General features: G+C 55.1%; 21 protein-coding genes. 13 read left to right on the plus strand and 8 right to left on the minus strand.

The genetic code is table 11. The features are described from left to right. Window positions 1–309 precede the first annotated feature (309 nt). The 12 genes from rpsB (at window position 310) to gloA (ending at window position 11,765) form a co-directional block, all read left to right on the plus strand. Window positions 310–1,158, plus strand: coding sequence for a 30S ribosomal protein S2 (rpsB, locus tag FIV46_RS02165; RefSeq protein WP_139938155.1), 849 nt, complete (start codon window positions 310–312; stop codon window positions 1,156–1,158). Between the two features lie 86 nt (window positions 1,159–1,244). Then, window positions 1,245–2,171 carry a translation elongation factor Ts gene (gene tsf, locus FIV46_RS02170; protein ID WP_139938156.1) on the plus strand — a complete coding sequence of 309 codons (927 nt, stop codon included), beginning with the start codon at window positions 1,245–1,247 and terminating at the stop codon, window positions 2,169–2,171. 160 nt (window positions 2,172–2,331) lie between these two features. Then, window positions 2,332–3,054 (plus strand): UMP kinase, encoded by a 723-nt coding sequence (pyrH, locus tag FIV46_RS02175; protein WP_139938157.1) that lies wholly within the window; start codon window positions 2,332–2,334, stop codon window positions 3,052–3,054. 6 nt (window positions 3,055–3,060) lie between these two features. Beyond that, window positions 3,061–3,621 (plus strand): ribosome recycling factor, encoded by a 561-nt coding sequence (frr, locus tag FIV46_RS02180; protein WP_139938158.1) that lies wholly within the window; start codon window positions 3,061–3,063, stop codon window positions 3,619–3,621. 14 nt (window positions 3,622–3,635) lie between these two features. After that, window positions 3,636–4,385, plus strand: coding sequence for an isoprenyl transferase (locus FIV46_RS02185; protein WP_139938159.1), 750 nt, complete (start codon window positions 3,636–3,638; stop codon window positions 4,383–4,385). 36 nt (window positions 4,386–4,421) lie between these two features. Further along, entirely contained in the window at window positions 4,422–5,198 is a 777-nt protein-coding gene (locus FIV46_RS02190; RefSeq protein WP_139938160.1) for a phosphatidate cytidylyltransferase, read from the plus strand. A gap of 12 nt (window positions 5,199–5,210) precedes the next feature. Then, a complete protein-coding gene (locus tag FIV46_RS02195) occupies window positions 5,211–6,392 on the plus strand; it encodes a 1-deoxy-D-xylulose-5-phosphate reductoisomerase (protein ID WP_139938161.1) in 1,182 nt (393 codons plus the stop codon). A gap of 10 nt (window positions 6,393–6,402) precedes the next feature. Continuing rightward, a complete protein-coding gene (rseP, locus tag FIV46_RS02200; RefSeq protein WP_139938162.1) occupies window positions 6,403–7,779 on the plus strand; it encodes an RIP metalloprotease RseP in 1,377 nt (458 codons plus the stop codon). A gap of 36 nt (window positions 7,780–7,815) precedes the next feature. After that, a complete protein-coding gene (bamA, locus tag FIV46_RS02205; RefSeq protein ID WP_139938163.1) occupies window positions 7,816–10,146 on the plus strand; it encodes an outer membrane protein assembly factor BamA in 2,331 nt (776 codons plus the stop codon). After that, the gene (locus tag FIV46_RS02210) at window positions 10,146–10,724 is read left to right on the plus strand and encodes an OmpH/Skp family outer membrane protein (RefSeq protein ID WP_139938164.1); all 579 of its coding nucleotides are present in this window, start codon (window positions 10,146–10,148) and stop codon (window positions 10,722–10,724) included. Before bamA ends, FIV46_RS02210 begins: the two co-directional genes overlap by 1 nt. Before the next feature lie 170 nt (window positions 10,725–10,894). Continuing rightward, window positions 10,895–11,359 (plus strand): 3-hydroxyacyl-ACP dehydratase FabZ, encoded by a 465-nt coding sequence (fabZ, locus tag FIV46_RS02215; RefSeq protein WP_139938165.1) that lies wholly within the window; start codon window positions 10,895–10,897, stop codon window positions 11,357–11,359. Window positions 11,360–11,372: 13 nt separating this feature from the next. Further along, entirely contained in the window at window positions 11,373–11,765 is a 393-nt protein-coding gene (gene gloA / locus FIV46_RS02220) for a lactoylglutathione lyase (protein WP_139938166.1), read from the plus strand. 70 nt (window positions 11,766–11,835) lie between these two features. Here gloA and gltA read toward each other — a convergent pair whose 3' ends face one another. Together gltA and gltX are read right to left on the minus strand one after the other, a co-directional pair. Continuing rightward, complete coding sequence (gene gltA / locus FIV46_RS02225; protein WP_139938167.1) at window positions 11,836–13,152, minus strand: citrate synthase; 1,317 nt, start codon at window positions 13,150–13,152, stop codon at window positions 11,836–11,838. A gap of 174 nt (window positions 13,153–13,326) precedes the next feature. Then, entirely contained in the window at window positions 13,327–14,745 is a 1,419-nt protein-coding gene (gene gltX / locus FIV46_RS02230; protein WP_139938168.1) for a glutamate--tRNA ligase, read from the minus strand. Window positions 14,746–15,068: 323 nt separating this feature from the next. Between gltX and FIV46_RS02235 the strand changes: the two genes are divergently transcribed. After that, entirely contained in the window at window positions 15,069–17,030 is a 1,962-nt protein-coding gene (locus FIV46_RS02235) for a ComEC/Rec2 family competence protein (protein ID WP_281280505.1), read from the plus strand. Window positions 17,031–17,037: 7 nt separating this feature from the next. Here the strand turns inward: FIV46_RS02235 and lexA are convergent, their stop codons facing one another. The 6 genes from lexA to FIV46_RS02265 all read right to left on the minus strand — a co-directional run bounded on the left by lexA (window position 17,038) and on the right by FIV46_RS02265 (window position 21,881). Further along, window positions 17,038–17,700, minus strand: coding sequence for a transcriptional repressor LexA (gene lexA / locus FIV46_RS02240; RefSeq protein WP_139938170.1), 663 nt, complete (start codon window positions 17,698–17,700; stop codon window positions 17,038–17,040). A gap of 77 nt (window positions 17,701–17,777) precedes the next feature. Beyond that, a complete protein-coding gene (locus FIV46_RS02245; protein ID WP_139938171.1) occupies window positions 17,778–18,986 on the minus strand; it encodes a molybdopterin molybdotransferase MoeA in 1,209 nt (402 codons plus the stop codon). Window positions 18,987–18,988: 2 nt separating this feature from the next. Next, window positions 18,989–19,465 carry a cyclic pyranopterin monophosphate synthase MoaC gene (gene moaC, locus FIV46_RS02250; protein ID WP_139938172.1) on the minus strand — a complete coding sequence of 159 codons (477 nt, stop codon included), beginning with the start codon at window positions 19,463–19,465 and terminating at the stop codon, window positions 18,989–18,991. Beyond that, window positions 19,458–20,261 (minus strand): indole-3-glycerol phosphate synthase TrpC, encoded by an 804-nt coding sequence (gene trpC, locus FIV46_RS02255; RefSeq protein ID WP_139938173.1) that lies wholly within the window; start codon window positions 20,259–20,261, stop codon window positions 19,458–19,460. The genes moaC and trpC overlap by 8 nt, the downstream gene beginning before the upstream one ends. A gap of 1 nt (window position 20,262) precedes the next feature. Next, entirely contained in the window at window positions 20,263–21,279 is a 1,017-nt protein-coding gene (trpD, locus tag FIV46_RS02260) for an anthranilate phosphoribosyltransferase (protein ID WP_139938174.1), read from the minus strand. Next, window positions 21,276–21,881: an anthranilate synthase component II gene (locus FIV46_RS02265; RefSeq protein ID WP_139938175.1), complete on the minus strand. Its 606-nt coding sequence runs from the start codon at window positions 21,879–21,881 to the stop codon at window positions 21,276–21,278. The genes trpD and FIV46_RS02265 overlap by 4 nt, the downstream gene beginning before the upstream one ends. Window position 21,882 lies beyond the last annotated feature (1 nt).

Genomic DNA, 21,882 nt, shown 5'->3' on the forward strand with positions numbered 1-21,882 from the left:
CTTGAGACGAAACTCCTCCAGTTTGATAAGTAGACCGGAATGAGAAAAGAACAAACGTGAGCGGTTATTATAGATAGCCGCTCACGCTTTGATTCAGGCCGTTGCTTTCCAAAAGCGACGGCTTTTTATTTTTTCTGTATTATTGGCGGAAATTGGCGATTTATCCCTTGCCTTTTGTCTGAAAACGTCGTAATACGCGCCTACTTCACACACGGGTGTAGAAGTTTGCCTCCTACATATTGAGGCCGACTTTCCGGTGTCTCTAGAGACCAAAGCCCGTGGAGGATTAACCGGAAAAGGAGAAAAGACATGGCACTGCCTAGCTTTACCATGCGTCAGCTTTTGGAAGCTGGTGTACATTTTGGCCACCAGGCCCACCGTTGGAACCCCCGTATGGGCGATTACATCTTCGGTGTTCGTAACAAAATTCATATTCTTAACCTGTCCATTACCGTACCGCTTCTGCATCGCGCTATGGAACAGGTTCGTGACGTAACCGCATCCGGCGGCCGCGTATTGTTTGTCGGCACCAAACGCCAGGCTTCCGGCCCGATCGCCGAAGCTGCCAAGCGTTGCGGTCAGTATTATGTGAACCACCGCTGGCTCGGTGGCATGCTGACCAACTGGCAGACTGTTTCAAACTCCATCAAGCGTCTCAAAGAGCTGGAAGACCTCCTGAGCCAGGAACATTCCGGTCTGACCAAAAAAGAAATCCTGCAGATGACACGTGAGCGGGATAAACTGGAGCGCTCTCTCGGTGGTATTAAAGACATGGGCGGTCTGCCGAATGTCATCTTTGTGATCGATACCAACAAGGAAGAACTGGCCATCCAGGAAGCCAGGAAACTGGGTATTCCGGTTGTCGGCATTCTGGATACCAACAGCAACCCGGAAGGTGTTGATTTCCCGGTACCGGGTAACGATGACGCAACACGTGCGATCCAGCTGTATTGTGATCTGATTGCGGATTCTGTTCTGGAAGGTATCCAGCAGGAACTGTCAGAGCAGGGTGTCGACCTCGGCGCCGAAGAGGCTCCGGTGGAGCCGGCCCTGGAAGCTGAAGCCGAAGAGGCTCCGGCAGAAGCTGCTGCTGCAGAAGAAGCTCCCGCTGTGGAAGCACCGGCTGAAGAAGCTCCTGCTGAAGAAAAAGCGTCTTAAAAAGTTCATTGGCATCGCCGGTTTCCAGCCGCTAAAGCTGTTGGAAGCCGGCAATGACTTTATTCCGAAAATCTCAAGGAAAGAAAATGGCTCAAATTACTGCTGCATTGGTTAAGGAACTGCGCGAGAAAACCGGCGCAGGCATGATGGATTGTAAAAAAGCTCTGGCTGAGAACGACGGCGACCTGGAAGCGTCCGTTGACTGGCTGCGCCAGAAGGGTATTGCCAAGGCCGAGAAAAAAGCCGGCCGTGTGGCTGCCGAAGGTCTTGTTGCTGTTGCTGCTTCCGGCACGAAAGCTGTTGCCGTCGAGGTGAACTCTGAAACTGACTTCGTCGCCCGCAACGAGAAGTTCCAGGCAATGGTCAAAAATATTGCCCAGATTGCCCTGGACAATGATGGCGACTTCGAAGCTACCCAGAATGCAACTTACCCGGGCACCTCCCGTAGTGTTGCCGAGGAAGTCAAGGAAGCTGTGGGCACCATCGGTGAAAACATGAACTTCCGTCGTTCTGTTGGCCTGAGTGTGAACAAAGGCGTTGTGGCTTCCTACATCCACGGCACTGTGGTTGAAGGTATGGGCAAGATTGCTGTTCTCGTTAGCCTGGAGTCAGAGGCTGACGAAGTAACACTGTCCGCTCTCGGCAAACAGCTGGCCATGCATGTTGCCGCTACCAGCCCGGCCTCCCTGTCCATCGATGACCTGGATCCGGAGCTTCTGGAGCGTGAACGCAACGTGCTGATTGAGCAGGCCCGTGAATCCGGCAAGCCTGACAACATCATCGAGAAAATGATCGAAGGCCGTATCCGCAAGTACTACGAGGAAGTGGTTCTGCTGGAACAGACTTTCGTCATCGATGGTGAAACCAAGATTTCCAAAGTTGTTGAAAATGCCGCGAAATCTGCCGGTACAGATATCAAGCTGGCCGGCTTTGTTCGTCTTGCTCTCGGCGAAGGTATCGAGAAAGAAGAAGACGATTTCGCCGCTGAGGTTGCTGCTGCCGCCGGCAACTAATCATAGCCATATTCTGGGCTCATTTACCGATCATCCTTTGGCTGGTTTGGTAAATGGGCCCTTCTTGTATATTCTTCATGGACTTATCCTTGTCCGTGATGCAAGATGTGCGAAATAATAAGAATACTATACGACAAGAATTTTTACAGGTGTCTGCAATATGTCCGAAGAACCTCAATTCAAAAGAGTCCTTCTGAAACTTTCCGGTGAAGCTCTTATGGGGTCTCAGGATTACGGAATTGATCCTGAAATGGTAAATCGCGTGGCCGCCGAAATAAAGGCCGTCAGGGAATTGGGCGTAGAAGTTTGCCTTGTTGTCGGCGCGGGAAATATCTTTCGCGGCATGTCGGGCGTGGCAAGCGGTTTTGACCGCACGTCGGCGGATCACATGGGTATGCTGGCCACCGTGATGAATTCCCTGGCCATCCAGAATGCGCTGGAGAATATGGACGTTGACACCCGGGTGCTTTCCGCCTTTCCGATCTCGTCGGTCTGTGAGCCCTATATTCGCCGCCGGGCCATACGCCATATGGAAAAGGGCAGGGTTGTCGTTTTTGCTGCAGGCACCGGCAATCCGTTTTTTACGACCGATACGGCTGCCGCACTTCGGGCGGCGGAAATGAACTGCGACGCCCTGCTGAAGGGAACCCAGGTAAACGGGGTTTATACCGCGGATCCCAAGCTGGATCCGACTGCTGAAAAATATGATTCACTGTCCTATCAGGAAGTGCTGCGACGTGACCTCAAGGTTATGGACACCTCGGCCATTGCCCTGGCCAGGGAAAATGATATTCCCATACTTGTATTCTCCATTCATGAACCTGGTGAATTTGCTCGCGTTTTGAAGGGCGAAGGACAATTTACGATAATACGTCAGGAGTGAAGAAAGATGTCTTCTGAATTTGATATTGATGATCTCAAACGGCGCATGAGCGGCGCCATTGAAAACCTTAAAACCGAATTTTCAGGCCTGCGCACCGGCCGGGCCTCGGTCAACCTGCTCGATCCGGTTGTTGTTGACGCCTATGGCTCCACCATGCCGCTCAACCAGGTTGGCACCGTGGCCACTCCCGAGGCGCGGCTGATCAGTGTCCAGGTCTGGGACAAGACCCTCGTTGGCGCCACGGAAAAAGCCATCCGCAATGCCGGCCTGGGTCTTAATCCGGTAGTGGACGGGCAGACCCTGCGGATCCCGATCCCCGAATTGAACGAGGAACGTCGTCAGGAATTGACGAAAGTGGCCGGGCGCTATGCTGAACAGGCCAAGATTGCTGTCAGGAATGTACGCCGGGACGGCATGGATTCACTCAAGAAACTGGAAAAAGACGGCGAAATAAGTCAAGATGAGCAGAAAACACTCGGTGAGCAGGTCCAGAAACTGACCGATAAAAAAGTGGCCGAGATTGATGAACTGACCGCAGCAAAAGAAAAAGAGATAATGCAGGTCTGAATAGGGATTTCCGGATGCTGGTGGCTGAAGAGGCAAATAGAGTAACTGAGTTGGCGGATGTCGTTACCCCGCCGTCCCATATTGCCATTATTATGGACGGGAACGGGCGCTGGGCTAAAAAGCGCCTGCTGCCCAAGGTCGCCGGCCACCGTAAGGGCGCCGAGGTAGTGCGCAAATGCGTGCGGGAATGTTCCCGCCTCGGCGTTAAATATCTGACACTCTATGCCTTCTCTTCGGAAAACTGGAAACGGCCGGAAGATGAGGTCAAGGACCTGATGGGGCTCCTGAAGCATTATCTCAACAACGAAATTGAAGAGCTGAACCAGCAGAATGTGCGTCTGCGTTTCATGGGCGCGCGTGAACGTCTCAGCCCGTCCATCGTTGAACTGATTGAAAATGCCGAACAGAAGACCGGCGGCAACGCCGGCCTGCAGCTGATCCTGGCGCTGAACTACGGGTCCCAGTCCGAAATCGTCAAGGCGGCCCGTGAACTCGCCCGGGAAGTCAGGGACGGCCGCATTTCAGCCGATGAAATTGACGAACAAATGTTCGCCTCTCATCTTTATCTGCCCGACATCCCCGATCCGGATGTCATTATCCGTACCAGCGGCGAACAGCGCCTCAGTAATTTCCTGCTGTGGCAGGCGGCCTATGCCGAGTTTATCTTTGTCGAGACGCTCTGGCCCGATTTCGACGAGGAGAGCCTGTCCCGCGCGATCTGCGAATTCCATAAACGTGAAAGACGGTACGGGGCGCGCCCCTGATGATCGTTTGACGGTAATCCGGGGCACAATCTTCCAATGAATAATCTGCTTCTCAGAATTTTATCCGCCCTGGTGATGTTACCTGTCGCCATTGCCCTGATCCTTTATGGGGGCTGGGTATATACCGCCGTGATCCTGCTTCTGAGCGTCCTGATCCTGCAGGAATGGAATATGATTACCACCGGGGGCTGGAAGACACCGCTGTTTTTTGTGCAGGCTGCACTTGTGCTGGCCCTGGGAGTCTCTCTGAAGCTTTTCGGATCTGTGTCGCTGATTGACCTGCTGGTGTTTTTGAACGCCATCCTCCTGACGGCGATTTTAAGCAAAAAAGATTTCAAGTTTGCCGTTGCCGGCGGCTTCTATGCCTTGCTGCCGGCTTTGTCGCTGATCTGGCTGCGTGAATATCTTCCGGGCGGCGCCTACATCATCCTGTGGGCGATGATATTGGTCTGGTCAATGGATACGGGAGCCTATTTCGCCGGCAAGAAGATCGGCGGCCCGAGAATGTCGCCGAAAATCAGTCCCAACAAGACCTGGGCCGGCTTGATCGGCGGCGCCATCCTGGCCCTGATTACCGGCACGGTTTCCGCCAGGTATTTCGGCTTTCAGCCACTCTATCAGTTTGTCATTATTTCGGTGGTTCTGGCGGTCTGGAGCCAGATCGGCGATCTGGCAGAGTCTGCAGTGAAAAGAAAGTTCAAAGTTAAAGACTCCGGTGCTATTATCCCCGGCCATGGCGGTATTCTTGACCGGGTTGACGGTATATTGTTTGTGATGCCGGTGGTTGCCCTGTATCTGTATTTTGGGGGCTAAGGAGAGTTTTGAATGGAAGCATCGCTTCTGCCAAATAAAAATAAAATACGTACCGTATCTGTACTGGGATCAACAGGATCAATCGGCTGCAATACGCTGGACCTGGTGGCTCGCTATCCGGATCACTACCGGGTGATGGCGCTGACGGCCAACCGCAATGTTTCAGAGCTGGCGGAACAGGCCATCCGGTTCAACGCCAAAATGGCCGTGGTCGCGGATGAAAGCTGTTACCAGGCCCTCAAGGAGGCGTTGGCCGGCACAAATATCAAGGTCGGGGCAGGGCGGGAAGCCCTGATTGAGGCTGCCTCCCTGCCGTCCGACTGGGTCATGGCGTCCATTGTCGGCGCGGCCGGTCTGGATCCCACCCTCAGCGCCATTCGCCGCGGGGCCATCGTGGCGCTTGCCAACAAGGAATGCCTGGTCTGTGCCGGTGATCTGGTCATGAAAGAGGTGGTTGAGCATAACGCGACGCTGTTGCCTGTGGATTCAGAACATAATGCCATCTTCCAGGTGTTTGATTTCGAGCAGCCGGAGAAGATTTCCCATGTCACGCTGACCGCGTCCGGTGGCCCCTTCTACCAGATGAGCGTGGAAGAAATGGAAAAGGTCACGCCCCAGCAGGCGGTTTCCCACCCCAACTGGGACATGGGGGCGAAAATTTCCGTCGACTCCGCCACCATGATGAACAAGGGCCTGGAATTGATCGAAGCCTATCACCTGTTCCCGGTCAGCGAGGACAAGATCGAGATTATCGTGCATCCCCAGTCCGTCATTCACAGCATGGTGTCCTATGTTGACGGCTCGGTTTTGGCGCAGCTGGGGTCGCCGGACATGCGCACCCCCATCTCCTACACTCTGGCCTGGCCGGAGCGCATTGGCACACCAGCCAAGCAGCTGGATCTTGCCCGGTTGGGACGGTTGGACTTTTTTGAGCCGGACCCGGTTCGCTTTCCGGCGCTTAAACTTGCAAGAGAGGCATTGCAAACCGGCGGAAGTGCGCCTACTATCCTGAATGCTGCCAATGAAATTGCGGTTCATGCATTTCTGGAGGGGAAAATAGGGTTCCTGGAGATATCCAGGATAGTTGAAAAGACGCTTGGCGTCATGGGCTCGGTAGAGCTGAAATGCCTGCAGACGGTACTGGAGATCGACCGTGAAGCGAGAAGGATTTCAGCCGGGTTCATAGGAAACTAAAAGACGAATTATGGAAGCTCTGTTTTCTTTTCTATATAACGGCCTCGCCTTTGTTATTGCCTTGTCGTTACTGGTTTTCGTTCACGAATGGGGACATTATTTTGTCGCCCGCCTGTGCGGTGTGCGGATTGAAGTCTTTTCCATCGGATTTGGCAAGGAAATCTGGGGTCGTACCGATAAAAACGGCACCCGCTGGAAGTTCAGCTATATTCCCCTGGGCGGCTATGTCAAATTCTTCGGGGACGCCGGCGCCGCCAGCAATCCGGATGACGACAGCCTCAAGGGCATGACGCCCGAGGAGAAGGCGGTCGCTTTCCATTTCAAACCGCTGTACCAGCGCGCCGCAATTGTCTTTGCCGGTCCTGCAGTGAATATCCTGTTCGCAGTCTTTATCCTGGCCGGCTTCTTCGGTTTCCTCGGTCAGCCTTACGTGCCGCCGGTGGTGGACAAAGTCGTCGCCGGCAGTGCCGCCGAACGAGCCGGTTTCCTGCCCGGCGATGAGATTGTTTCGATAGACGGCGATAAGGTGGAAAGTTTCCGGGATGTCCTTCTGAATGAAGTCATGAATGTGGGGTCCGAGATGGAGGTGGAAATCCTCCGGCACGGCCAGTCCATGACCCTCTATGTCACTCCGGAGTTTATCGACGCCAAGGATATATTCGGCGATCCCATCAAACTGCCGCAACTGGGGCTTGGCCACAATATCATCATCGGGTCGGTTTCCCCTGGCAGCCCGGCGGAACGGGCAGGGCTGAAACCGGGTGACCGGTTGGAGACGGTCAATGGGGAGGATATCAGTACCTTCCGCTTCCTGCAGGATACCATTCGCGATAACGAGGGCAGTACAGTCTCCCTGGGTGTGGTGCGCAACGGGCAGAACCTGGCCTTTGATGTGACACCGCATATGGAAACATTCATGGATAACGGGGAGGAACGCACCGCCCCGATTATCGGGATTGTCCGTGCCTATGGTGTGGAGATGAGGGAATTCGGGTTTTTTGAAGCCATTTGGGGAGGGATTGTCGAAACACGCAATATTGTGGAACGTTCCTTCGTCGGCTTGTGGCAGATCATCAGCGGTGACCGTCCCGCCAGGGAATTGGGCGGCCCGATCAAGATTGCGCAGATTGTCAGCATCTCCTTTGAAGAGGGAATCCTGTCTTATATCAACATCATTGCCATGATTTCGATAAATTTGGGCATTATCAATCTGCTGCCGATACCGATGCTGGATGGAGGGCATTTGCTATTTTACGGGTTTGAGGCCGCTTTGGGGCGCAAATTGAGTGAAAGAACGCAGGAATATGGATTTCGTATTGGATTAGTGATCATTCTTGGGTTAATGATATTTGCGACCATGAACGACTTAATGGGGTTGGCGGGCTGACCGGCCTGAAATAATAATAAACAGGAAAATGTACTAGTGTTAAATCGCTTTATTAAAGTCTCATATTTATTTTGTTTATTCTGCTTTGTACCCGGACTGCTGGTTACGGCTTCGTATGCCCAGCAGAGCGTCTACAGCACCGGGCTGGCTATTTCGGAAATTGTCGTTACCGGCAACCAGAGGATTGAGTCTGAAACCATTAAATCCTATCTGATCGTCAACGAGGGTGATGATTATTCCGAGGCCAAGGTGGACGCCTCCCTTAAACGCCTTTTTAATACGGGCCTTTTCTCTGACGTAAAAATTGGCCGTTCCGGAGACAAGCTGGTCGTGAGTGTGGTGGAAAACCCCATCCTCAACCGGATTGTTTTTGAAGGCAACAAGTCCAAGAAGGACGACAAGCTCTATGAAGAGATCACCCTGCGTCCGCGTATCGTTTTCTCGCGTGCGAAGGTGAGGGCGGATGTACAGCGCCTGCTGGAGGTTTATCGTCGCGCCGGCCGGTTTGCCGCGACCATCGAGCCCAAGGTCATTCAGCTGGACCAGAACCGGGTGAACCTGGTTTTTGAAATCAGTGAAGGTCCGAAGAGTAAGATCGGCAAGATCAACTTCATGGGCAACAAGAAATTCAACAATGATGCGCTGCGCGACGTCATGGCGACCAAGGAAAGCCGCTGGTGGAAGATCCTCACCTCGGAGGATACCTATGATCCCGATCGCCTGGCCTATGACAAGCAGCTGCTGCGCGACTATTACCGTTCCCAGGGCTATGCGGATTTCCGCATCACCTCTGCGGTTGCCGAACTGGCCCACGACAAAGAACATTTCTTCATCAATGTGACTGTCGAGGAAGGCGAGATCTATAACTTCGGCAAGATTGATGTTGAGAGCAAAATCCCGGACATTAAGGCCGAGGACTTGAAGCCGCTGGTTGTTACCAAAACCGGTGAAACCTATGATTCTACCCAGATTGACAGAACTGTAGAATTCCTCACCGATGTCGCCGGGCTCAAGGGCTATGCCTTTGTTGACGTCCGTCCGCGTATTCGCCGCAACCGCGAGGAGCGTACGGTTGACATTACCTATGTCGTCAACAAGGCGCCGCGTGTCTATGTGGAACGGATCAACATTAACGGAAACGTCCGTACCCATGACAAGGTGATCCGCCGTGAAATGAGGATTGTTGAAGGGGACGCCTACAACTCCTCGAAAGTGAAACGTTCCGAGATCCGCATCAAGAGCCTCGGCTACTTCAAGGAAGCCACGATCGAACAGCTGGAAGGCTCCGCGGAGGATCAGACCGTCCTGGAGGTTACCGTCGAAGAACAGGCCACCGGTGAGCTTTCGGTCGGGGCCGGTTTCTCAAGCAGTGAAAGCTTCCTGTTTGATTTCAGTGTCGGTGAGCGTAACTTCATGGGTAAAGGCCAGAATGTTCGACTGGGGGCCCGTATTTCCTCCTACAGGAAGGAAGTGGATATGAGCTTCACCGAGCCCTATTTCCTGGATCGGGCTGTTGTTGCCGGTGTTGACCTGTTCCTCAGGGACACCGACTTCATTGAGAGTGACTTCCGCCAGCAGACCTACGGATCTAGCCTGCGCACCGCGTTCCCGGTAACCGAATATATCGTCATGAGCGGTCGTTATACGATCCGGGTCGATGACGTGGAAACCACCTATGTTTCCAGCAGCCCGTTCCTGGATAATAACGTCGGCAAGTTTACGACGTCCTCGGTTGGCTACGGCATTTCCTACGATACACTGAACAACCGCCAGCACCCGAGCCGGGGCCAGCGGGTTGTGTTCAACCAGGACTTTGCCGGACTGGGAGGAAACGTCTCTTACCTGCGGTCACGTCTGTCCTATGACTTTTATTACCCGCTTTTCGGGAAATGGGTGTTTAATCTTTCTGCCGAAGGGGGTAATGTGTTCGGCATAAGCGAGGACGTAAGACTGTCTGATCGCTTTTTCCTGGGTAATCCCAAAGTGAGGGGCTTTGAGCAAGGCGGTATTGGACCGCGTGACGATCTGACCCGGGATGCTCTTGGCGGTAATCTGTACTATACCGGTTCTCTTGAACTGTTTGTACCGCTGGGAGCAGGCGCCCGTGAAATGGGTATTGAGGCCAGTGCCTTTGTTGATATGGGGGCCCTGTGGGATATTGATGAGGAGCCTACCCTTGTCAATGATATTACAGGCAACACCCATACAGTTGTGGCTGATACGGTTTCACCAAGATTGTCTGTCGGCGTTGGATTTTCCTGGATGTCGCCCTTTGGGCCCTTCAGGATTGACTTTGCCAAGGCATTGCTTAAAGATGATTACGACAAAACGGAATTTTTCCAATTTAACATCGGAACTAGGTTTTAATGAAACATTTTACGAAATTCGCCCTGATGGCCGCCATTGTGCTGGGCATCAACACCTTCTCTTCATTTGAAGAGGCAACTGCCCAGGCATTGCCCAAGGTTGCCATTGCGGTAATTGATAGCCGCAGAATTACAATGGACTCCGCTGCCGGTAAGGATATTCGCCGTCAGCTCGACGTTATTCGCCAGAAGTTCCAGGCGGAAATCGTGGCCAAGGAAACCGAACTTAAAAAAGAGGAAGAGAGCCTGTCCAACCAGCGCTCCCTGGTCCCCAAGGAAGTTTACGAACAGAAAGTTGTTGAGTTCCGTGGCAAAGTAGCAGACATGCAGCGTGATGCGCAGGCCAAAAACCGCCAGTTGGAAGTTGCACTGGTCAACGCCCAGAACAAGCTGCAAAGCGCACTGACCCCGATCTATCAGAAAATCCTCAAAGAGCGCGGCGCGAATATGATTATCGACAAGAGTCTGGTGATCGAACATAACGCCGCCCTGAATGTGACGGACGAGGTGATCGAACAGCTCGACCAGGTTCTGCCGGCCGTGAAAGTGGAACTGGTTACGCCGGCTCCCGCGCAGTAAGCGGTAAAGCTTCTGAGAATGCCCCGCTGAAAAGTGGGGCATTTTTATTTTCAGGCAGGGGGAAACCCGGACAATCCCGATCCGGGATTGTCCTTCTTGCCTTTGGAAGAGAAAAGCATTAAGACATCGGCATCAAGATCGATGGTTCAGGAAAAAGGACTGGATACTAAATGAGCGAGGAAACAAAGGATATTCCGACAGCAATTGACGTTCTGCGCATTATGGAACTCATTCCGCACAGATATCCCATGCTGTTGATTGACGGCCTCAAGGATATTGAAGCAGGCGAGACCGCGGTTGGTGTCAAGAATGTGACCATCAACGAACATTTTTTCCAGGGACATTTTCCCGATCAGCCGGTTATGCCCGGTGTCCTGATCGTGGAAGCCATGGCCCAGACCGCCGCCGCCATGGTGATGTTGACCCTCGGCCAGGAGGCGGAAGGCAAGATCGTCTACTTTATGTCCATTGACGGCGCCAAGTTCCGCCGCCCCGTCGTCCCGGGCGACCAGCTCGAACTCCATGTAAAGAAAGAACAGAATCGTCGTAATGTCTGGAAATTCAGCGGCCAGGGCAAGGTAAACGGCCAGCTGGTGGCGGAAGCGACCTACACGGCGATGATTGTCGAGGACTAACAAGGAGGTCTCCATGTCCGAATTCAGCATGCTTCATACTATGATCCGGGTCAAGAACCTGGATAAGTCCATCCGCTTTTACTGTGACAATCTGGGGATGAAGCTGCTCAGGAAAAAGGACTTTCCGTCGGGAGAATTCACCCTGGCTTTTGTCGGTTACGGCGACGAAGACAACAATACAGTGATCGAACTGACCCACAACTGGGGTCGTGAGGAGCCCTATGACCTGGGCAACGGATTTGGTCACATCGCCTTGGGTGTCAAGGATATTTACGGCGTTTGCGAGAAACTGGAAGCCCAGGGAGTTGACGTTCCCCGTAAACCCGGGCCGATGAAGCATGGTGGGGCCGTGATCGCCTTCATCAAAGACCCCGACGGCTATATGATTGAGTTGATTGAAAGGTAATTTTCGACATATGTCAGATACAAAAAAAGCCCGGTTATTACCGGGCTTTTCTTTTGGTCTGTTGTATGTCTTAGCGGTCTTCGACTTTGACGAAAGAGCGTTTCGGTGAGCCGGTAAACAGCTGACGCGGGCGACCGATTTTCTGGGTCGGATCCTCGATCATTTCGCCCCACTGTGCAATCCAGCCGACGGTGCGGGCCAGGGCGAACAGCACGGTGAACATTTCGGTCGGGAAGCCCATGGCTTTCAGGATAATACCGGAATAGAAGTCCACATTGGGATAGAGCTTTTTCTCTACGAAATATTCGTCTTCCAGGGCGATGCGTTCCAGCTCGCGGGCAACGTCAAGCAGCGGATCGTCATTGATGCCCAGCTCGCTCAGCACCTGGTGGGCAGTTTCCTGCATAACCTTGGCGCGCGGATCATAGTTTTTGTAAACCCGGTGGCCAAAGCCCATCAGACGGAACGGGTCGTTCTTGTCTTTGGCGCGTTTGATGAATTCGGGAATATTGTCCACATGACCGATTTCGTTGAGCATGTTCAGACAGGCTTCGTTGGCGCCGCCGTGAGCCGGACCCCAGAGAGAGGCAATACCGGCGGCGATACAGGCAAACGGATTGGCGCCTGAAGAACCGGCCAGACGCACGGTGGAGGTGGAGGCGTTCTGTTCATGGTCCGCATGCAGGGTGAAAATCTTGTCCATGGCTTTGGCCAGAACCGGGCTCACTTTATAGGGCTCGCAGTTCGGCACGCCGAACGTCATATACAGGAAGTTCTCGGCATAGCTCAGGTCATTGCGCGGATAAACAAACGGCTGGCCGATGGAATATTTATAAGACATGGCTGCGATTGTCGGCATTTTCGCAATCAGGCGATAGGAAGCGACTTTGCGCTGCACCGGGTCGCTGATGTCGGTGCTGTCATGATAGAAGGCGGACATGGCGCCAACCACACCAACCATGACGGCCATCGGGTGGGCGTCGCGGCGGAAACCGGAGAAGAATTTGACCATCTGTTCATGAATCATCGTGTGATAGGTGATGTCGTGAGTAAATTTGTCTTTTTCTTCTTTGTTCGGCAGTTCACCGTTCAGAAGCAGGTAGGCAACTTCCATGAAGTCAGCGTTATCGGCCAGTTCATCGATGGGATATCCGCGATAGAGCAGGACGCCTTCGTCCCCGTCGATATAGGTGATGCTGGATTCGCAGCTTGCCGTGGATGTAAAGCCGGGATCGTAGGTGAACATACCGGTATCTCTATAAAGTGTCCGGATGTCGATCACATCAGGTCCCACAGAGCCCTGGAAAATCGGCAGTTCAGCGGTTTTGTCTCCGATCGTCAGCTTTGCCGTTTGACCCGAAACCTTCTTTTCAAATTTATTTGCCATATAACCACTTCCTTTCCTTCAAATACTGTTTTCGGGAACCGTCGCCTGGGCGACATTTCCTCTTCATTTCATTAGTCATCAAGTATGAACAACGTGTTACATAAAATTATATAAAATTAATGACTAACTGCTTAATAATAATCGCAATATATATCGTGTGATACAGGTTTGCGATCAGGCAACCTGGTCCCGTATCCGGGCCAGGCTTTCATCTTTTCCAAGCCAAATCAGAACATCATATATTCCGGGTGACATATTGCTGCCGGTCAGGGCGGCGCGCAGCGGCTGGGCAATCTTGCCAAGTTTCAAGTCTTGGACCTGGGCAAATGACTGAATTTCCTCTTCCAGAGCCTCCAGTTCCCAGTTGTCAATGGCTTCAAGCTGCACGACCAGCTTGTCCAGCATGGCCCGCGCATCGTCCGTGAGCAGCTTTTCCGCCTTAGGGACCAGGGACAGCGGCCGTTTGGCAAACAGGAACAGGGTGCTTTCGGCCAGCTCGTTGAGATTCTTGGCCCTGGGCTTGAATTCATCCATCGTGGCGACCAGCATGGCCATTTCGTCGTCGGTCAATGGCCGTTCGATGGCGTTTTCAACCCGTCCACGGATATGAGCGGCCAGGGAGTCATTGCTTTCCACTTCCCGCATATAGTGGCCGTTCAGGTTTTCCAGTTTGGCGAAATCAAACCGGGCAGGGGATTTGCCGATCCCTTCCAGGCTGAACCACTCAATGGCCTGTTCTTCAGAAATGATTTCGTCGTCCCCGTGGGCCCAGCCAAGCCGCAGAAGATAGTTTTTCAGGGCGCTGGTGAGGTACCCCATGTCACGATAGGCATCAACGCCGAGGGCGCCGTGACGTTTTGACAGTTTGGCTCCGTCGCTGCCGTGGATCAGGGGAATATGGGCATATTCCGGCAGATCCCAGCCAATTGCCTTGATCAGCTGTGCCTGGCGAAACGCGTTGGTCAGGTGGTCGTCGCCGCGGATCACATGGGTGACGCCCATGTCATGGTCATCGACAACCACGGAAAGCATATAGGTTGGGGAACCGTCAGCGCGTAGCAGGATCATGTCATCCAGCTGTTCATTGGCGACAGTAACCTTGCCCTGGACATGGTCATCAATGACCTGCTCGCCCTCCTGGGGAGCCTTGAAGCGGACAACCGGGGCAACGCCTTCCGGGGCATCGGAGGCCGGCCGGTCGCGCCAGCGGCCGTCATATTTCAGGGGACGGCCTTCAGCCCGGGCCTTGTCGCGCATTTCCTGCAATTCTTCCTGGGAGCAATAGCAGTAATAAGCCTTGCCTTCTGCCAGCAGTTGCTCGGCCACTTCCACATGACGGTCACGGCGGGCATACTGATGGACAACTTCGCCGTCATGATCCAGGCCAAGCCAGCTCATGCCGTCATAAATGGCGGCGACGGCCTCGTCAGTTGATCTTTTCCGGTCGGTATCCTCAATACGAAGCAGGAATTCGCCACCATGATGTTTGGCGAAAAGCCAGTTGAACAACGCCGTTCTGGCACCTCCAATATGAAGAAAGCCCGTGGGAGAGGGCGCGAAACGTGTCACAACTTTTTTGTTCTGAGTTACCATATAACCCCGATTGAGAAAGTGATAAATTAAACGGTATGTGAAGATGCTAATGGCTAGCGGAAATGCTATAATGACCTTCACAGCCAACAGGTTGGCCAGTTTCTAGCACATTTCCGAAAAAAAAAGAAATACTGTTGTGTAAAAAAAACGATATTTTTTCGCATTGCACATAAAATCAGCGATTTAAAGGGGGATAAATCACGATTTTTCAAAATATTGAAGATTTCATCTATTCTGAAAGGCACAGGTTTTTTCTCTGGATCCCGGTCCTTCTGGGGACTGGTATCGGGATATACTTCCTTCTTCCGGACGAACCTCCGCTGGTGCCGGCCGGGATTGGCGTGATTTTCCTTTTCCTCTCGGGATTTCTGTCCCGAAGGCTGTATCACGGCCTGCCGTTGCTGTTTTGGGGTCTGTTCTGGCTCACGCTCGGCTTTTTTGCTGCAACTGCTCGCTCGGCCTGGCTGGACACGCCGGTTGTTGTCAAAGAAAGCTGGCCCCTGACGCTGGAGGGACATGTGGACCAGGTGCGCCGGACCGGGAAATCCTCCCTCCGGCTGGTTCTGTCTGATGTCAACTTGCCGGACCGGCTGACCTCCCATCCCGGCACACCGCTGGCGGTCCGGATATCGGTCCGGACCTTCGATAGCATGCCCAGGGCAGGGGATGTTATCAGCATCCCGGCGGTGCTGATGCCGGCGCCTACAACAAGCCTGCCCGAGGGCTATGATTTCGCCCGTCAGCTCTGGTTTCGCGGGATCGGCGGGGTCGGCTATGCAGTCGGCAAGCCCGTCGTGTTAGAAAGCAAAAAAAGCTGGATGGATTTCGTTGAAGGTTACCGTCAATTCCTGAGCCAGGAAATTCGCGCGGCCTACCCGGGAGATGGCGGCGGACTGGCGGCGGCGCTGATTACCGGGATCAGGGACGGCATTTCCGAACAGACAACGGAAAACATGCGCGATGCGGGGCTGGCGCACCTGCTGGCCATTTCCGGCCTGCATATGGGGCTGTTTACAGGGGCGATATTTTTCTTTTTCCGCCTGCTGCTGTCCTGCCTGCCGCGGCTTGCCCTCAAATATCCCATTAAAAAATGGGCGGCCGGACTGGCCGTTTCCGGCGGCGCTGTCTATCTGCTGCTCAGCGGCGGCAGCATTCCCACGGTGCGGGCTTTCATCATGGTCACGATTGTTTTCCTGGGCGTGATGTTTGACCGGAAGGCCATATCATTGCGGCTGGTGGCGCTGGCCGCCATAGCCTTGTTGCTGTTTACACCTGAGGTATTGCTGTCCATCAGCTTTCAGATGTCTTTTGCCGCGGTGACCGGGCTGGTATTCTTTTATGAGAAATACGGCGCTGCACTTACCGGCTGGAGCAACCGGGGCAACGGCCTGATCAGGAAGGTGGCGGGGTATCTGCTGGCGATCCTGTTGACCACCCTCGTGGCGGAACTGACGATCGGTCCTATCGCCCTGTTTCATTTTAACCGGCTGGTGCATTTCGGCCTGCTGGCCAATCTGGTGGCCATGCCGGTGATGGCCCTGTGGGTGATGCCCTGGATTGTGGTCTATCTGCTGTTGTTGCCGCTCCAGCTGGAGGTCTACGCCCTGACGCCCATGATCTGGGGCATCGATGTCATCATCTCCACCGCGGACTATGTGGCAGGCCTGCCCTGGTCGATCAGCCTGCTGCCGGCCATGGGAACCTGGTCGCTGATCCTGATGGTCCTGGGCGGTCTATGGTATATCCTGTGGCGCAGCCGGCTCAGACTGGCAGGCCCGGTCGTATTTCTGGCCGGGGTGGCGCTGGCAATCTCTTATCGGCCGCCGGATATCCTGATCGATAATGAGGGCAGCCTGATCGCCGTGCGTGGAGAGGACGGCAATCTCCGGGTTTCCGCCTACAGGGGAAGCCGTATCGTGCGGGAACAATGGGCCCAGTTTTACGGCCAGGAAAAAGCGGAGAAGTGGCAACCGCTGTCGGATGACCTGGGTTGTGATGGCCTCAGTTGCCTGTATCATCCGCACACCGGGAATAAAAACTGGACCATCGCCTTTGTGCGGGATGAACGGGCATTGCCGGAAGATTGCCACACAGCAGACCTGGTGGTCAGCCTGGTCCCGGTCAAGGCGGACTGCAACGGCCCCAAACTGATCCTGGACCGCTGGGATTTTTACGAAAATGGCGGCCATTTTATCTGGTTGCCGCGCCGATCGGAGGAAATCATCACGGTGGAAAATGTCAGAAACCTGCGGGGCGCACGGCCCTGGACCCGGCCACCCAGGTAAGACTGGACTAATACTGGCGCAGCAGTCCCACCAGGCGGCCCTGGATGCGGACCCGGTTGGCGGGATAGGTCTGGGTCTGATAGTCCCGGTTGGACGGCACCAGCTCCACATCCGGGCCTTTTTTGCGCAATGTTTTCAGGGTCGCTTCCTGTTCATCCACCAGGGCGACGACAATGGCGCCATTCTCGGCGGTATCGCAGCGCTGGATCACCACCGTATCGCCGTCCAGGATTCCGGCTTCGACCATGGAATCACCGTCAATTTCCAGTGCATAATGGCTGCCGCCGCCGATCATGTTGGCCGGGATGCTGATATTTTCATATTGTTCCAGCGCCTCGATCGGGGTACCGGCGGCAATCCGGCCATGCAGCGGGATATCCACCGTATTGGGATCGCTGTCGCCGCCGGCCGCGCCGAAGTCCGGGCGAAACAGGTTGTCTTCTTTCGGGCCTTCCTGGTCGGGCAGACGCAATACTTCCAGCGCCCGGGCCCGATGGGGCAGGCGACGGATAAAACCGCGTTCTTCCAGCGCGCTGATCAGCCGGTGGATACCGGATTTTGATTTCAGCTCAAGCGCATCCTTCATTTCATCGAAAGACGGGGAGACCCCGTTTTCCTGAATGCGGTCGTTAATGAAGATCAAAAGATCGCGCTGCTTTTTGGTCAGCATTACTGGCTCCTCGACAAAGGTGAATTTCACTTTTGTTCTTTTATGTTCTATTTTTATTCTTTTGTCAAGGAGGGCATTCAGGACGGCAGGATCAGCACCGGCACCATGTCGCCAGGGGCAATTTCCGGGGCATGGGGCGCGCGGATCGCCAGGCAGTTGGCGCCGGACAGGGTGCTGAGCTTGGCGCTGTCTTGGCTGGTGGCGGTTTTCACAGTCAACCGTCCCTGATCGTCGAACTCCACCCGGGCCCGCATGTAATGCTGTCGCGGGCCGTTTGCCGGCAGCGGGTTTTTCAGGCGGGCAAGCTGGTGTTCCGCCCCAACCGACTGGCGGCCCATCAGAATGTGCAGCGCCGGCAGCAGGAACACCGCCGCACAGACATAGGCAGACGCCGGATTGCCCGGCAGGCCCAGCATGGGAATATCACGGAATTTTCCGAATATGAGCGGCTTGCCCGGGCGCATGGCTACTTTCCAGAAGTCCACTTCCAGGCCTTCTTCGCCCAACACTTTCTGCACCAGGTCATGGTCGCCGACGGAAGCGCCGCCGATAGTGATGAACAGGTCGACATCCTTGACCTGGTCGGCCATGACCCTGAGCGATTCTTCATTATCCCGCGCAATGCCCAAATCAACCACTTCGCCGCCCTGTTCCATGATCAGGGTGCTGAGCAGGACGCTGTTACTGCTGACAATCTGGTTGGGACCGACGGTGTCGCCGACAGTGACAAGTTCATCACCGGTGGCGAGCAGGGCCACTCGGGGTTTTCGGCTCACCGGCACATAGGCGACATTGGCGGCGGCCAGAAGTCCCAGGTGGCGGGAGGTCAGGCGTACACCTTTTTCCACCAACACATCACCTTCGGCGAAGTCATTGCCCTGTTTGCGGATATTCTTTCCCAGGGAGGCTGTTTCCAGGACGCGGATCCTCCCATCGGGAAGAATTTCCACATTCTCCTGGATCACCACGGTATCGGTTCCCACAGGCAGGACGCCACCGGTGAAGATCCGCACCGCTTCGCCGGTCCCGACCGTTTCCCCGAAGCCGCCGCCGGCCGGGGCTTCGCCGATTACCGTCAGTTCGACCGGACAGTCTGCAATATCCCTGGCCAGAACCGCATAACCGTCCATGGCGGAGGCATCAAATGGCGGCTGGGTCAGCCGGGCGATGAGCGGTTCGGCTGTGGTCCGGCCCAGGGCCTGAACCAGGGGAATTACTTCACTCTCCAGAGCGGCAAAGCCCTTGCAGATGCGCTCGAGCGCGTCCTGGACCGGAAGAAGCGCCATGATCAGTCCGCCTCGAACGTGCCCGACTTGCCGCCGGATTTATAGGTGAGGCGGATGTCGCCGATTTTCATATGCTTGTCGACCGCCTTGCACATGTCGTAAATGGTCAGCGCCGTGACGGAAACTGCCGTCAGCGCCTCCATTTCCACGCCGGTGCGGCCATAGAGGCTGGCGGAGGCGGTAATTTCCACACACCCTTTGTTGTGATCCGCCGCCAGGTCCACGTCCACGTCATGCAGCGGCAGCGGATGGCACAGCGGAATCAGGTCGGCGGTTTTCTTGGCGGACATGATGCCGGCGAGGCGGGCGACGGAAAACACATCGCCCTTGGGCACGCCGCCGTCCTCGATCAGTTTCAGGGTTTCCGGGGCCATATAGATTGCGCCCTTGGCGACGGCGAGGCGATTGGTTTCCTTCTTGGCGGAAACATCCACCATGCGGGCTTTGCCGTTGCTGTCGATATGGCTCAGTTTACTCATCGGCGGTTCCCATCAGGAGTTGTGTGGCCCGGGTGACATCTTCCTGCCGCATCAGGGACTCGCCGATCAGGAAGGTGCTGACCCCGGCGGCGTTGCGCAGCATGACCAGGTCGTCATGGGTGAAAATACCGCTTTCGCTGACCAGCAGCCGGTCCTGTTCCACCATACCGGCAAGCCGGATGGTGGTGTCCAGCGTGGTCTCGAAAGTTTTGAGGTTGCGATTGTTGATGCCGAGCAGGGGGCTTTGCAGCTTGTGCGCCCGTTCCAGCTCTTCTTCGTCATGCACCTCGATCAGCACATCCAGCCCCATGTCGAAGGCGGTCTGTTCCAGTTCGGCCGCCAGGGTATCGTCCAGCATGGCCATGATCAGCAGGATACAGTCGGCGCCGATGGCCCGGGCTTCGACGATCTGGTAGGGATCAATCATGAAATCCTTGCGCAGCACCGGCAGGGAGACGGCGGCCCGGGCCGCAATCAGATAGTCGTCGGCGCCCTGGAAATAAGGCACGTCGGTCAGGACGGACAGGCAGCTTGCGCCACCGGCCTCGTAGGCCCGGGCGAGGGATGGCGGATCAAAGTCGGCCCGGATCAGGCCCTTGCTGGGGCTGGCCTTCTTGACCTCGCAGATCAGGCCGAAGCGGTCTTCGGCTTTGGCTTTTGCCAGGGCATTATAGAAACCGCGCGTCCGAGAGACTTCGCGGGCCAGGGTTTCCAGATCCTGAAGGGTGCGTCGCGCCTTGCACTGGTCCACATGGACTCTTTTATCGGCGGCAATTTTATCAAGTATTGTCGTCATATCAGCTGTTGGACATTTTGATCCACTGTTGGAGTTTTTCTTCGGCCACACCGCTATCCAGGGCTTGCGCGGCAAGCTCAGCGCCCGCTTTCAGGTCAGTTGCCTTGTCGGCGACCACCAGGGCGGCGGCACTGTTCAGCAGGACAATGTCCCGGTAGGCATTCTTCTCACCGGCCAGTATCTGCTTCAGGGCAGCGGCATTATATTTTGCATCACCGCCACGGATACTCTCTATATTTGAAGTGGATAGACCAATATCTTCAGGTGACACTTCAAATTCGGAAACGGTACCGTTTTTATATTCCGCCACGTAGGACGGTCCGGTGATGGTCAGTTCGTCGAGGCCGTCGGAACCATGCACAACCCAGACATGTTCGGAGCCGAGCTGGCCCAGCACTTCGGCCATGGGGCGCAGCCATTTTTTATCGAATACGCCGATCACCTGCCGTTTGGTGCCGGCCGGATTGGCCAGCGGGCCCAGCAGGTTGAAAATGGTGCGGGTGCCGAGCGAAGCGCGGGCCGGACCAACGTGACGCATGGCGCTGTGGTGTCGGGTGGCCATCAGGAAACCGATGCCCAGTTCGCGAATGCATTTTTCCACCACATCTAGTTCGGCCTCGATATTGATACCAAGCGTTTCCAGCACGTCGGCGGAACCGGATTTGGAGGACATGGCCCGGTTGCCGTGCTTGGCCACCGGCACCCCGCAGGCGGCTATGACAATAGCGGCGGCGGTCGAGATGTTATAGGTGCTGGCGCCATCACCGCCGGTGCCGCAGGTATCGATGGCGCCTTCCGGGGCCTGGATGGCACTGGCCTTGGCGCGCATCACTTCGGCGGCGCCGGTGATTTCATCCACCGTTTCGCCGCGCACACGCAGGCCCATCAGAAAGGCGCCGATCTGCGGCCCGGTGGCGTCACCGCTCATCATATATTCGAAGCTCTGGCGGGATTCCTCCCGGTTCAGGGTCAGGCCGCGGGCGATCTTATCGATGACTTGCTTGAATTCGAAACTCATGCCGCCTGTTCCCTGTTGAAACTCCGGGCAATCTCAATGAAATTCCGCAGGATGTCATGGCCGTGCTGGCTTTCGATGCTTTCCGGGTGGAACTGTACGCCGTGCACCGGATGGCTCTTGTGGCTCAGGCCCATGATCAGGCCGTCTTCGGTCTCGGCGGTAATTTGCAGGCAGTCGGGCAGGCTGTCACGCTCAACAATCAGGCTGTGATAGCGGGTGGCGCGGAACGGGTTCTCCAGTCCTTTGAATACGCTTTGGCCCTTATGATGGATCTCGCTGACCTTGCCATGCATCAGGTAAGGGGCGCGGATTACCTTGCCGCCGTAAGCCTGGCCAATGGATTGATGGCCGAGGCAGACTCCGAAAATCGGCAGGGTGCCCGCCGCTTTTTGCAGGAGTTCAAGGCAGATGCCGGCCTCATCGGGCGTACAGGGGCCGGGGGACAGGATCACCCCTTCGAGGTTGCCGTTTTTCTGCAGGGCGAGTACCTCGTCGGCACTCATGGCGTCATTGCGCACCACCTCTACCTCCACACCCAGTTCGCCCAGATAGTGGAAGAGATTGTAGGTAAAACTATCGTAGTTATCGATCAGTAGAAACATT

Origin of the sequence: Emcibacter nanhaiensis, assembly GCF_006385175.1 — a bacterium.
Lineage (GTDB): Bacteria > Pseudomonadota > Alphaproteobacteria > Sphingomonadales > Emcibacteraceae > Emcibacter > Emcibacter nanhaiensis.

Bases quoted from the DNA above. Each gene is read 5' to 3' on its own strand.
- rpsB (WP_139938155.1), top strand. From the start codon at position 310: ATGGCACTGCCTAGCTTTACCATGCGTCAGCTTTTGGAAGCTGGTGTA.
- tsf (WP_139938156.1), top strand. From the start codon at position 1,245: ATGGCTCAAATTACTGCTGCATTGGTTAAGGAACTGCGCGAGAAAACC.
- pyrH (WP_139938157.1), top strand. From the start codon at position 2,332: ATGTCCGAAGAACCTCAATTCAAAAGAGTCCTTCTGAAACTTTCCGGT.
- frr (WP_139938158.1), top strand. From the start codon at position 3,061: ATGTCTTCTGAATTTGATATTGATGATCTCAAACGGCGCATGAGCGGC.
- FIV46_RS02185 (WP_139938159.1), top strand. From the start codon at position 3,636: ATGCTGGTGGCTGAAGAGGCAAATAGAGTAACTGAGTTGGCGGATGTC.
- FIV46_RS02190 (WP_139938160.1), top strand. From the start codon at position 4,422: ATGAATAATCTGCTTCTCAGAATTTTATCCGCCCTGGTGATGTTACCT.
- FIV46_RS02195 (WP_139938161.1), top strand. From the start codon at position 5,211: ATGGAAGCATCGCTTCTGCCAAATAAAAATAAAATACGTACCGTATCT.
- rseP (WP_139938162.1), top strand. From the start codon at position 6,403: ATGGAAGCTCTGTTTTCTTTTCTATATAACGGCCTCGCCTTTGTTATT.
- FIV46_RS02210 (WP_139938164.1), top strand. From the start codon at position 10,146: ATGAAACATTTTACGAAATTCGCCCTGATGGCCGCCATTGTGCTGGGC.
- fabZ (WP_139938165.1), top strand. From the start codon at position 10,895: ATGAGCGAGGAAACAAAGGATATTCCGACAGCAATTGACGTTCTGCGC.
- gloA (WP_139938166.1), top strand. From the start codon at position 11,373: ATGTCCGAATTCAGCATGCTTCATACTATGATCCGGGTCAAGAACCTG.
- gltA (WP_139938167.1), bottom strand. From the start codon at position 13,152: ATGGCAAATAAATTTGAAAAGAAGGTTTCGGGTCAAACGGCAAAGCTG.
- gltX (WP_139938168.1), bottom strand. From the start codon at position 14,745: ATGGTAACTCAGAACAAAAAAGTTGTGACACGTTTCGCGCCCTCTCCC.
- lexA (WP_139938170.1), bottom strand. From the start codon at position 17,700: ATGCTGACCAAAAAGCAGCGCGATCTTTTGATCTTCATTAACGACCGC.
- FIV46_RS02245 (WP_139938171.1), bottom strand. From the start codon at position 18,986: ATGGCGCTTCTTCCGGTCCAGGACGCGCTCGAGCGCATCTGCAAGGGC.
- moaC (WP_139938172.1), bottom strand. From the start codon at position 19,465: ATGAGTAAACTGAGCCATATCGACAGCAACGGCAAAGCCCGCATGGTG.
- trpC (WP_139938173.1), bottom strand. From the start codon at position 20,261: ATGACGACAATACTTGATAAAATTGCCGCCGATAAAAGAGTCCATGTG.
- trpD (WP_139938174.1), bottom strand. From the start codon at position 21,279: ATGAGTTTCGAATTCAAGCAAGTCATCGATAAGATCGCCCGCGGCCTG.
- FIV46_RS02265 (WP_139938175.1), bottom strand. From the start codon at position 21,881: ATGTTTCTACTGATCGATAACTACGATAGTTTTACCTACAATCTCTTC.